Annotated in this window: 15 protein-coding genes; 10 read left to right on the top strand and 5 right to left on the bottom strand. The window is 36.7% G+C overall.

What is annotated here, in order from left to right; translation table 11 throughout:
- Positions 1-59 precede the first annotated feature (59 nt).
- The 7 genes from B1C82_RS07605 (at position 60) to B1C82_RS07575 (ending at position 4,400) form a co-directional block, all read left to right on the top strand.
- Positions 60-578, top strand: a complete 519-nt coding sequence (locus B1C82_RS07605; protein WP_157894112.1) for a hypothetical protein — start codon at positions 60-62, stop codon at positions 576-578.
- Positions 579-730: 152 nt separating this feature from the next.
- A complete protein-coding gene (locus B1C82_RS07600; protein ID WP_086447016.1) occupies positions 731-1,315 on the top strand; it encodes a hypothetical protein in 585 nt (194 codons plus the stop codon).
- A 54-nt stretch (positions 1,316-1,369) separates the two neighbouring features.
- Complete coding sequence (locus B1C82_RS07595) at positions 1,370-1,984, top strand: hypothetical protein (RefSeq protein WP_086447015.1); 615 nt, start codon at positions 1,370-1,372, stop codon at positions 1,982-1,984.
- A 58-nt stretch (positions 1,985-2,042) separates the two neighbouring features.
- Positions 2,043-2,630 (top strand): hypothetical protein, encoded by a 588-nt coding sequence (locus B1C82_RS07590; RefSeq protein WP_086447014.1) that lies wholly within the window; start codon positions 2,043-2,045, stop codon positions 2,628-2,630.
- A gap of 288 nt (positions 2,631-2,918) precedes the next feature.
- On the top strand, positions 2,919-3,365 hold the full coding sequence (locus B1C82_RS07585) for a hypothetical protein (RefSeq protein WP_086447013.1): 447 nt from the start codon (positions 2,919-2,921) through the stop codon (positions 3,363-3,365).
- On the top strand, positions 3,366-3,926 hold the full coding sequence (locus tag B1C82_RS07580) for a hypothetical protein (protein WP_086447012.1): 561 nt from the start codon (positions 3,366-3,368) through the stop codon (positions 3,924-3,926).
- A gap of 24 nt (positions 3,927-3,950) precedes the next feature.
- Positions 3,951-4,400, top strand: coding sequence for a hypothetical protein (locus B1C82_RS07575; protein ID WP_086447011.1), 450 nt, complete (start codon positions 3,951-3,953; stop codon positions 4,398-4,400).
- Here the strand turns inward: B1C82_RS07575 and B1C82_RS07570 are convergent.
- From B1C82_RS07570 to B1C82_RS07550, 5 genes are all read right to left on the bottom strand, one after another.
- Positions 4,397-4,762, bottom strand: a complete 366-nt coding sequence (locus B1C82_RS07570) for a hypothetical protein (protein WP_086447010.1) — start codon at positions 4,760-4,762, stop codon at positions 4,397-4,399. The two genes, B1C82_RS07575 and B1C82_RS07570, sit on opposite strands and share 4 nt — an antisense overlap.
- Positions 4,752-5,378, bottom strand: coding sequence for a hypothetical protein (locus B1C82_RS07565; RefSeq protein WP_086447009.1), 627 nt, complete (start codon positions 5,376-5,378; stop codon positions 4,752-4,754). Before B1C82_RS07565 ends, B1C82_RS07570 begins: the two co-directional genes overlap by 11 nt.
- 38 nt (positions 5,379-5,416) lie before the next feature.
- Complete coding sequence (locus tag B1C82_RS07560; RefSeq protein WP_086447008.1) at positions 5,417-5,701, bottom strand: HNH endonuclease; 285 nt, start codon at positions 5,699-5,701, stop codon at positions 5,417-5,419.
- Positions 5,691-7,094, bottom strand: coding sequence for a transposase (locus B1C82_RS07555; protein WP_234008237.1), 1,404 nt, complete (start codon positions 7,092-7,094; stop codon positions 5,691-5,693). Before B1C82_RS07555 ends, B1C82_RS07560 begins: the two co-directional genes overlap by 11 nt.
- A gap of 416 nt (positions 7,095-7,510) precedes the next feature.
- Positions 7,511-8,698 (bottom strand): SBBP repeat-containing protein, encoded by a 1,188-nt coding sequence (locus B1C82_RS07550; protein WP_086447006.1) that lies wholly within the window; start codon positions 8,696-8,698, stop codon positions 7,511-7,513.
- Positions 8,699-9,511: 813 nt separating this feature from the next.
- Here B1C82_RS07550 and B1C82_RS07545 point away from each other — a divergent pair.
- From B1C82_RS07545 to B1C82_RS07535, 3 genes are all read left to right on the top strand, one after another.
- Positions 9,512-10,159, top strand: a complete 648-nt coding sequence (locus B1C82_RS07545) for a TetR/AcrR family transcriptional regulator (protein WP_086447005.1) — start codon at positions 9,512-9,514, stop codon at positions 10,157-10,159.
- Between the two features lie 329 nt (positions 10,160-10,488).
- Positions 10,489-10,923: a hypothetical protein gene (locus B1C82_RS07540; RefSeq protein ID WP_086447004.1), complete on the top strand. Its 435-nt coding sequence runs from the start codon at positions 10,489-10,491 to the stop codon at positions 10,921-10,923.
- 12 nt (positions 10,924-10,935) lie between these two features.
- Entirely contained in the window at positions 10,936-11,733 is a 798-nt protein-coding gene (locus B1C82_RS07535; RefSeq protein ID WP_086447003.1) for an SDR family NAD(P)-dependent oxidoreductase, read from the top strand.
- Positions 11,734-11,749 lie beyond the last annotated feature (16 nt).

The raw sequence follows: 11,749 nt of genomic DNA, 5'->3' as shown, positions 1-11,749 counted from the left end.
TTGGGATCAGTTGTATATCTGATAATGTTTTAATAATGCCTCCACTTGGGAAATCTGGATTGAGCGACCCTAAAGTAGGAGCTATAAAATTTACGGTTAAGAATAACTCTGGAGTAAATTATAAAATACTAAATTTGGAAAGAATTTGTTTAGCACCAACCGTCGAGATTTTGAGTTCACTGGATTGCACAATCTCGAATTTTCAAAGCTATGAAATAGATATTTCTGGCAATTCAAAGAAAATTGAGATACCAGAAGGAGACTATGTTGGATTCATTCAGATTCGAGGCGGAGAGGATTTTGAAAATATCTATTCAAGAGTTAAATTCGATTCTAATGTCTCCGAAAATGCGAAATGTTCGCATGCTGAAAAAGCGGAAGGTTTGGAATTTTTAGATTTTGAAAATTGTGCGAAGCTCAAAATACGTAATGGGAAAACGTTAGAGATTGAGATTGAAATAACAAATAGATTTCAATCTTTCTTTGGCGAAGCGCTTTTTATCGGTATTATTAGTTTTGGCATGGCCTCCCCACAGATGAATATTCGCCATACGAAGGTAATTCTAAAAAATCAATAAATTATCCTGTTTATCTAACCAAAGCCAAGGAACTTTGATTACAATCTTTAATGTGGTGGTACGGTGTTACGCATGGATTCATATTACCGCCTGGTCAGTGCAATGTAGGTGGAACAGTATTTACTGATTGTTAATAAGGAATTTTTGTTTTAATGAAGAAGTTTGCTGTATTTATTCTATTTCTTCTTGGTTGTTCTGCGCCAGAAATAGCAGTTACTCCGAGCTTACCGCGCAATGCTCAAGTAGGAACACTTCGTATAATAGTCGAAGATAAATCGGGTCAGAAATATGATGAACTGAAAATTGGTAGATTCTCACTTGCGGTTGGGCATGCAAGTGAGGAAACCATTGGGATCGAATCACTTTCAAGTGTAAAAATACCAATAGGGAATAATGGTATTTCTTTGCGGATTCCGCAAGGAAATTATACAGGAAATATATTAATATGGGATGCCGATTCACTAGATAGGATATTTTTAAAAGTATTATTTAACAAAGATACAGTGAATCAATGTAAAATGAACTTTTTAGACGATGGATGGTTTTTGAATGATGAGTATACATGTGGACCTCTAAAAATTCCGGCAAATAAGGAAACCGTATTAAAAATAACAATTACAGATCGATATGATTCAAGGCTCGCGGGTAGTCTTGTTTTCGCACTATTTACCCTGGGAATAATTTATCCCCCAGCGGAAATTAGGCATGTAGATGCATCACTGATAAATCCTAAATAACCGGCGAAATGGTTATTATCAATTGGGTAAGAATTTTAATGAAGAAGAAGTTTAATGAAGAAGAAGTTTCTTCTATCAATATGTAAAATCTTTTTACTTATTGGATGTGCAACAGAAGAACTAATCTTACCAAATGTCGAAAGAAATCCTAATAAAGGCTATGGAATTTTAAGGATTAGTTTTGAAAATCGAACAACAGATGAATTTGATGATATTTCTATTCATACTTTATGCATTTCAGAAAAACAAAAAATCGAGTCTAACTTGGACTGCGATAAAAGCATTTGGCGAGTTAGTTCTAAAAAAATAAATAAGAAAGATATTTTTGAGATGGAATTACCATCAGGTGAGTATTATGCATTTTTGTCCGTTTTGGGATCTAAATATTTTGAAAGTTTTCGGCTTTCTGGTTCTTTCAAGAATTTAAAGAAAAATACAGTAATTAGTAAAGATTGTCATACAGAATTCGGATGGTTCGATGAATTTGAATGTAATCCGATGAGAATTGGAGCCAAAAAAACGACTGAAATGAAAATAGTAATCACAGACTTTCATGAGTATTTATGGGTTCCATCTATATTTATTGGATTTGTTACACTCGGTCTAGTAATTATTCCTCCTAGTGTTCGACATGTTGAAATACAAGTAAATTATCCAGTATCGAAATAACGTAGAATGATTTTATTTAAAGTTGGCGAAGGTCCAAAAAGTAATCAAGTTTGAATAAATGAAATTTAATACTATATTTGTAATCACATTCTTTATAGCAATTGGTTGTAAGACAAATGAGAATATAAAGTCGTCCTCTTTGGCAAAAGAAAAAGGGGACAATTATTTAACGATCCAACTAATAGATAATTCATCAGCAGATTATGATTCTCTTGACCTAACATATTTATGTATTAGCGAACAGAATGGAAATTCTTGCTTATTAGATTTTAAAGAAGGAACTATATACGTTGCTTCTGAAGGGGTGAAAATTTCTTTGCCTCCTGGAAAATTTGACGGCTCGCTAAGGTTGAGAGGGGGGATTTGGGAAAATATAAAAACAAATATCAGTTTTGATCTCTCCGGAATCAGTTTAACATCTGGAGTTGAATGCAAATCCGAAGAAGTTGCAGCAGGATATACCGTGTATCAGAATATAGTTTGTCCTCCGATAAGTATTTCTAAAAATAAGAATCCGATTTTAAAGATAGAAATCTCTCCTTTATATAAGTCTTATCTAGAAGCCTCGATTTTACTTTTTATATTCTTCCGAAATCCGGCACAAGCAAACCTAAGATTTTTAAAAGTATCTCTGATTCAAGGTTAATCTTAAAAAGTAGTTTAACGAGTAATCAGCTTTCATAAGTCTGTAAAAAATTTATTGGAGGAATAGGTGAAATTAATTTAAGGAACTCATATGTTTAATATTCGTAGAAGTATCTTTATTTGTGTAATCTCGATCCTGTGTTTGCTGACATCTAATTGTCTCTTGATAGGTAGATCTCCTGAATTGGTTCAGAGTTCCATTCCCTCAATCAAAAAAACTGAGATACAAATTAACTGTTTTTATATTCGATCATTTTATTCAAAAGGGCATGTCATTCAGAAAAACGAAATGGAGAAATACTATGTAATACCGAATCGAATCAGTGAAAGTATACATGAAATTTTTCATTTATCGGAATGTAAAAATGGTGAATTGCAGTCTGAAAATAGAATCGATATAGAAGGTGAGTCCCACTTTAATTTTGACTGCGATGTCACCAAAGAATGTTCAGTTTGGCCTAATATCGCGGCACAAACATTATATATTATTCCTTTCTTTGGAGAATCAACCGGACTTGTACGATTTACTATAATTCAAAATGATAAAGCAGTCTCAGTTTACGAATATCAGTCTAGACTTTTCATTGCGGCATGGTTTCTGTTTCTCCCGTTTACTTGGGTGAATCTATTTGGAGGTTCGTTTGAGAACCATTTTGCAACCTCAAATGTTAAAGCCGTAAATGAGTTTAAAAAGGAACTGGATGCAACCGGAATTCGATCGATTCGAGGGAATTGAATGAACTCCTTTCTTTTACTTCTAATTGTTTACATTTCATTCGTATCTTGTTTTACAACATTTAGCGGAAGACTATCTGAAGAAAGACTTACAGTAGATAAAAACATATTAAATGAATGTGAAGTAAATGTTTTCTTTCGATTTTCAGTGAAACCCGAAGATATCAAGAATTATGAAAAATTGTTTGGAGACTCACTTAAAAAATTAGGTTATAATAAAATCATATTTGGAGATAAGAAGGACATTGTTCCAAGTAATATTAACTGTAAAATTCATATTAAGATGTATCGAGTGAAGGGCAGTTTGTTTCCTGGAGAATTTTTTCTTATAGGCGTTCCTTATTATACCGGTGCTAAAATAGAAATGGATTTTAAGGTATTTGGCAAAAGAATGATTCCGTTGATAGAAAGAAGTTATGAAAATGAATATACTCACTATGTTTCCTTATGGCTTCTTCCGACTTTTTCTATATTTTGGAGTCCTTCAGCAGAAGATCGAGTTATAGAATCTGCCTTGCGTGAGTTTACCTATAATAATCAGGATATTCGATTCGGGCAGTAGCCTCTTGCCTTTGATTATAATTTCATGAAGTATATTTTCATTTCTATTCTATTCTTATTTTCCTTAAACTGTATCCTTGATCCCCTTTGGAAAGCCAGAGACGAATTAAGTGGTAAAAAGATTCCAAGAAGCCATGCACTTTCAGAATATAATAATGCAGTGATAGTAAAAGCTGTATCCTGTGGTCCGAAATACAGTAATGATATTCTAATGAAAGGGCAGACAACACTTTTACGAGATGAATGCCAATCTGATAGTCTTTATTCTAGTAATTACGATGAGTTTAGAGAACTTCGTAGTTGTAAGAATAGATATGCTTACGTTGAGGCTGATTCTTTAAAGACCTGCTTGTTAGAAGTCTATCTTTCTTCCTGTGCTGATGCTCAGATAACAAATGTGTTTTTCTTCCCGAGTTTTCCTTCTTGCGGTTCTCTGTTTAATATGACTTCGGATGTGAGCAAAAACGTGATTTAGTTTTCTTCTAGCGGACAAAAGAAGCTGATTAATCCATGCTCTTCAAAAATTGCTACAGTATTTGGATCAGAAATAACTTCAATTAATCCGATCTCACCTATCTCAAAAACATTCATTTCTCCATAAGTATCAAACAGTAGAATCTCGCCAAAGTCAAATGGAGTAGACACAATTTGTTTATCTTCAAGATCATCAGTTAAGAAAAACTTAAAAATTCCGACAGTAGATTCACCTTCCCAAGTCGTTACTTTTAGGATCTGCTTATCGAAACAAGAAAGAAATCTAATAATAATTTCCTTCCGATCCTGAAGAGCGTCTTCGATTTCTAACTTCAGTTTAGTAAAGTCAATCTTATCTAGCATTTTTTAATATAACCTTAAAAGCGCCTTCTACTTTAGCATAAGTTGATTCCCAAGGATTAAGTTTTAGATTGTCGAAGGACCTCCGATTCGCTAAGAAACATAGATCCCATTTTGAATACTCGTCAGCAGTGTGAGAGAACTTACCAGACCGCATTCTTAAGTAGTTTCTCTTAGCGCTTAGATACCATTTTGTAGGGCGATATACTCTTTCCTCATCACGGAGATCCCGAGCATAACAGTTTAATCTCGTCATCTTCAAGTGAGCAGCTTCCATGAAGATAGGGTTTAATTTTTCAAAAGAATCTTTTTGTTTAGCGAAATCATTGATAGATTTTTTGATATAGGTTTCACGAATAGAAGGTAAGGAATTTAGATAAACACTTTGTATGCAGTTCTTAACCTGGATGGATCTAAATTTCCAAGCAGGAGTAAATACAGCTTCAGTAACTGGATTCTCCTTTAATAAGCTTTCAAATCGATTCCTATTGAACTTCTGACAATCTTTCCAATCTATCCATTTAGGATTGGGAGTCTTTTCTCTCTTGAACGTTTCATACTTAAAGTTAATAATATCTGCGACTTTCTTAGCAAACCAGTAAGGTATTTTATTCTTCATTTTTGATCTCTCCTTACTTTTAATTTGATCGGAGCCTTCTAGCCGTACTTTGGTCCTTTCCAGAGAATAATCTCATAAGCTAAATGAACAATCTCTGCTTCAGTGTGGTAACGCTTAAGTTTCGCTAAAGGTTCTACAACGAAACAGATGTTTTTAAACTTATGTTCTCCACCTTTCCTAAGAGGCTGAATATGTTCTGCATTTGTATTCTCAGGCTCCAGAGTCCTTCCTGTGAGGAAACATTTCCATTCCTGGATTTCGAGTAACTTGTAGAAGTCCTTCGCTACAAATTTATAGTCATGCTTTTTAGGGTTACTTTTCATTTTTACTAACCCCGGAAGAAATCTTCTTCTTTTGCCGGAAATTAGTGTAGAGAACGTATGGGAGTTGATCTTTTATTACTTTAATGTAGAAATTGATCCTTCTATCATAGTAATTGTATCCAACCCGTCTTTTTACGATTAGCTTAAGTTTCAGCCATTTCCTTGAAATGGTCATAGCTGTATGTTTTGGTATTTTAAGTTCTTCGCAGATCCTTTCGACACTGTAGTCTGTTTCTGTGGAGTCTTTTAAGTGAATTTGGTTCCAGATCTTGAAAGCTATCTTCTGATACTCTAACTCTCGATCCCTTCGGAATCTTTTCGTAGTATCATTATTCCAAAATGAGTTATAGCTCTCTAGTTCCTTCTTAAGAGCCTTTCTTGCTTCTTCAATTTGAGAGGGAGAATTTAGTATTCCATAGCTTTTGTGACTGAGAATCTCTGAATTTTGATCTAAATTCTCGGGTTTAAAGCGATTCCCATTTAAGACTTGAGAAAGCCAATTTTTCTTACTTTGAGTGGATTCTTTATGGACATATCTTTTAGATCTAATCTTCACCGGCTCCTGTCGTAGCCAATTCCGATTAGATACTAAAAGTTCCCTACTCAAACCATCATCAACTAGTACATCTAAACCAAATACATTCGCATTCTTAATAAAACTAAATTCATTTAAATATAATGTACTGTATTCTGGTTTAATCCAACCATAAGAAGCAAAAGCTGTTTTGAGTAACCTATTGTTACCTTCTGCTACCTGAGAATGTATTCCATTTTTTGAATATCTATTCCTAGCCCATCTAAATCTGTTATCTTTTGATCTTGCAGAATGATTCACTGATCTATGGTTTCTATATACACCCCATAGCCATGAATAACCAAAATCAGTGAAGACGGCAGATGAAGTAGGTATATGATCTTTAATAATAGGTCCTAGTGTTTCAGCCTTTTGATTAGGCACAGAAGTAAAGAATACAGGACCATTCTTAATACCAATAGTTTGTACTAAGGTTCCTATTTGTTTTCCACCAAGCTTCGGGGAAAGGTATATAGAGGAGGTTTGTCCTTTACTACTGTATCTTTTTCTTCCTTTATTAGCTCTTTCACCTGCTGAGTATAAAACTGCTGTATCTACGCATACATAGGGTTTATTAGCCATTTTAGAAGAAATGTCTTTGTCTTCATTTGGAGGTAGTAGGAAGTCTTTAAACTGATGATTTAGAGCATTGTAGGTAAGGTCTTTATACTTCGGTAACTGATCGGAACAGAATAACTGGAATCTTCTTTTAAGTAAACTAGCTGCTTTATAACCAATTTTTAGTCTTTTACTTATCTCTGTAGAAGTTAATACCTTAGGAAATTGTATTAAAGATTCATGTAATACGTATCCAAACATCCAAAGAGGTAGTTTAAAGTGATGAAGGGGAGTATAAGATAGTCTAGACTGCTGAGAATGACATTTACTACAGCGAATGATTTCTGGTCTAGTAGAGATCTCTTTATCTAAGATTCTTTCTTCGCAAGAAGGGTTACTACATTTCTTTGGATAGAAATCATCTAAGAACTTTTTGGTAATTTTTTCATAGAAGTCTGTATCAATACCTGATTGAAGCCTTCTAGACAGTCTAATAAAGGAGAGATGTTTTCTTAAATTCTTAGGATTGCGCTCTGCCTTCTTATTCTCTTCTACCCTGCTCTCTTCAGTTATCAGAGTTAAATATTTTGAAGGTTTGTTAGGATTCGACCTGACAGATGAGTAGAGGAAATCTGAAAAAATTGACTAAGTCTGTAAGTTAGGCTCTCAATTGAGTATTACTCATTATTAAATCTACTTACGAAAAGGTCGTAAAATCCAATATCGGAGCCAGTAATTAAGCTTCCCATCACATTGCCTGTAGTATAAATATTTTCCGAAGCATCTAATGTGATTCCGTATGAATATGTTCTTTTTCCATATGCAGCTCGTAATTTTGTCCAGAGCCTATTCCCATCGCTATCGTATTTAACAACAAACATATTGATGTTATAGGTTAGTGACTGGCCATCCAGGTTTCCGTTTGTATATCCGGTTGTATAAACATTTCCAGTGGAGTCCGAAGTGATTGCCATTGCATTCGTATCGCTAACAGCTGCTCCGAGTAATCTTGTCCATTGTTTTTCCCCGTTGCTATTATATTTGATCACAAATAAATTTGCTTGGCCGACTTTCGGTTGTCCGTCTATTGTCTCGCCCGTTGTGCCAGTAACATAAACATTTCCAAATCTATCCGATGTAATTCCTTCGGTCATTGGAGCAGCTCCCGCTATTCGAATTTTCCATAACATTTCTCCTTCGCTGTTATATTTAGCGATACATTCTTTGCTGGTAGCATAAATGTTCCCAGCGTTATCGGAGATGATTGCTCGGCCATATCCACTGAGTAACCTTGTCCATTGTTTTTCCCCGTTGCTATTGTACTTAACAATAAATTGATTCATACCTTCGGAATGGGGTTGGCCATCTAAAGACCATTCAGTATAACCTGTAGTATAAACATTTCCTGATGGATCAATGGTTATGCCAGTTGCGTATGCATTTGCACCGTAGGTGCCAAGTAACCTTGTCCATTGCTTTTCTCCATTGCTATCATACTTAACAACAAACAGACAGAAGAATCCTGTTCCAGACTGGCCGTCCATATCACCTTTCGTAGTACCCGTAGTATAAATATTTCCAGACAGATCCGAGGTTATTCCTAATGCAAATGTGCTAACGTCAGTTGCACCGAGTAGCCTTGTCCATTGCTTTTCTCCAATGCTATTATACTTAACAACAAACAAATCAGGAAAGCCCACCAGAATTTGGCCATCCAAAGCAATTGATGTATACCCAGTTGCATAAATATTTCCTGACAAATCCGAAGTAATTCCAGATGCTCTCGATTCCATAGTCGATATACCTAAAAGACTGGTCCATTCATCGCTGCTATCGTCTGATAAACCGTCGAGGTTTAGTAGCATATTAGATTTCGATGTGCCGTGATTGCAACCGACTGATAGCAAACTCGCAATCAGCGAGAATATGATGACAAGAGACTTCTTATTTAATTTTTTCAATGTTTGGCCCCAACTTATACAACATTTTATAATGTTCTAAATTGCGAATATTTGATAGAAAAATATTTTTGATCTTATTTTTTAACACGGTCAAACAAATTACTATATTGAATCTAAACATACGTTAGGTTTTCATTGCCTCGATCATTATATAAGAGGAATTTCTTAAACCGATCGCTTACGGTGTATTACGTTTGGGATATCCAATAGAACTATAAAATTAGTTCGAAGTTATATTTCCTAAGCTTGATAGTTATTCTTTTTTACTATTTCGCTATTTGAATATTTTTCCATTCGCAAATGAGAAATACCGAAACCGTTCGTTCTGCTCTTCAAGAATATGCAGATCTTGGAATACGATTATATCGAAAGGTTCTATGAGGCGGCGTGTTTCTATGTTTAAATGAAAAGCAGGTCAGTCTCCAAATACATCTCCGGGTTGGCCCAGTAATTCCACTTGCGCAGACTGCTCCTTTTAACAGTCTCCATTCCCCATTATCTAATTCGACGAGTAGCCCGGATTCGACTTACTCGGCTGATGTTCTATGGATCTGGATTATCCGTGAATTGTTTTTTAAAGAGGGTTTGTCTTGTCATGAGGCGTCTCTTTTTTAAAATGAACATTGATCACATAATTGATTCAGTACGTTGCTCAAATAAAAAATCCATCCCAATTAAAAAGTAGTCCTTCGAGGATTTAAGTATTATTTGTCTCATATGAAAAAAGAATTTCGAGCCCCTGTGCAATCTCGAAGCAAGGAGAGAGTCGAACTCATATTAAATATTGCCAAAAAGCTGATTGGAGAAAGAGGGATTGATTCAGTCAGCATGAGAGAAATCGCGAATTTGGCGGAAGTGCAAATCGGCTCTCTGTATCAATATTTCGGAGGAAAGGAAGCCGTTTTATTGGCTATCATGCGGCAATATTATGATTTGCTTTACGAGCAAACGAAAGCTATTTTAGAACCGGTTCGTAATATTAAGGAACTCGAAATTGCTGCTGAAAAAGCTATGGGTCAATACGTAGAACTGTTCCGAAATGAGACAGCGCTTTCTAATTTATGGGCTGGAGCACAAGCAATGCCAGAATTGATTGCGGAAGATAATAAAGATAGTTTTCGTAATGCAGACCTAATTGTGAAGACGACAATGCGATGTTTGCCTGGTTTAAAGGAAAGCGATGTCAAACCATTTGCTTTATATTTCAGTCATACCTTGGGAACGATAGTACGGTTCTCTATGGAGATAGATGAAAAATATGCTAATTTTGTCTTAAACGAATGTAAAAATATTCTGAAACTAAGATTGAAAAGCTTTCAAGAGATATCCTTGAAAAAGGAAAAACAAAAAAGCCACAAAGTTTAAATTTATATAAAATATGTAGGCTAAGCTCTTTCATCAACCAAGCATCACGCTGAACAAGGGATATACAACAACTATGTTCAGTTCTTCGATTACTCTTTAACGGATATCTAAATGCCAGCTCTTTCTCAAGGTTTGGAAACTATTTCCTGAAATATGATCAATGATCATAAAAATTGCTTTACACTTCTGAAGTTTGAGTTCTAGTTCAATCTAGGAAAAAGCAAGATTCCTATATATTCAAGGTCTGCTGAATTAACAAGACAGGGCTTGGGTTTCATCGTTAGCTGTTTCTTTTAGCGTGGTGATTTGTATATAGGTTAGGAGTAGCGATGTCGAATGCAGTCTTGATTGCAATATTATGTTGCGGTGGGTTTTTCACTGTGGGGCTGGTAACAGGAATCTGGAAATACTGCAAGATGGTTAGCTCGCCCAAAGGGAAGGCACCCGTCTACGTAGATATCTGCCATCGCAGCGCGCTAATGTATTCTTTCGCTTGCCTCGTTCTTGCCAAGTTCGCCGAATTGAGTGCCTGGTCGTCTGTTGTCAACATGGTGAGTGTAATTGCGGCCATCACCTTCTTCACTACCGCCGTGCTTATTTACGCGGTCCATGGTTGGCTCAACCAAACAGAGAATATGCTGGAACGACCGCCTGGAGTTGCTCATAGCGCGGGTATTCACGGCTATGTCACGCTTGTTGTCCTCGGGGAGCTTGGAGGCTTTCTTGTTCTGTTTTCCGGATTCATCAAATCCCTCTTGGCATAGGTATTCAAAACAATGTTCCGATCAAGTCATATAGTAATCACTGGTGGGGCAACTGGTCTCGGTTACGCCATTGCTGAGGCACTTGCTAACGAGGGAGCTCGCCTAACACTTCTTTCGCGTAAAGTGGAGAAACTAGAATTTGCTGCGCAAGAACTTCGTCGGTTGCATCCGAATGTTGATGTCGCGGTTCGGTCCCTCAACGTCGACGATCCAATCGCTGCCCGCAAGGTCATTGAGGAAATTGCTCGGCGCCATGGTGGCATCGACGTTTTGTTTAATAATGCAGGCGTGATGTTAGAAGGAAGGTTCGACGATCTTACGCCAGACGATTTTACTGCGGTGATCAAAACCAATTTTCTCGGCGCGGTCAACGTTGCTCGTGCTGTCTTGCCTCATCTTCGCGCCAGCCGAGGACGATTGGTTAATATCGCCTCGGTTGCAGGGCTGACGGGTACCTTTGGCTTCACAGCTTACGGTTCTGCAAAACACGCGCTTGTAGGTTTTACCGATTGTCTTTATTACGAAATGCTGGACGAGGGTGTCAAGGTCCACCTCGTTTGCCCGGCCGAATTTGAAACGCCAATGGTGGCAGAGTTGGATGCCTACCGGACACCTGAGAACTTGCGGCATACGAACGCCATACCGAGAACCGCCATCGACACGGTCGTAGCAGACACTCTGAAAGGTCTTCGCAAGGAAAAATATCTCATCATTCCAGGTTCGCACACTCGGTTTGTGGTTCGGGCCTTACGACTTTTTCCCACCACCATGCGGCGAATTGGTGCGCATCTAGTGACGAAGCGAAAGTAGGCTTGCGGCTGCTTGC

The organism is Leptospira venezuelensis, assembly GCF_002150035.1.
GTDB classification, from domain to species: Bacteria; Spirochaetota; Leptospiria; order Leptospirales; family Leptospiraceae; genus Leptospira_B; species Leptospira_B venezuelensis.
The sequence above is the reverse complement of the archived record's forward strand: the minus strand, read 5'-3'. Positions and strand labels throughout refer to the sequence as shown.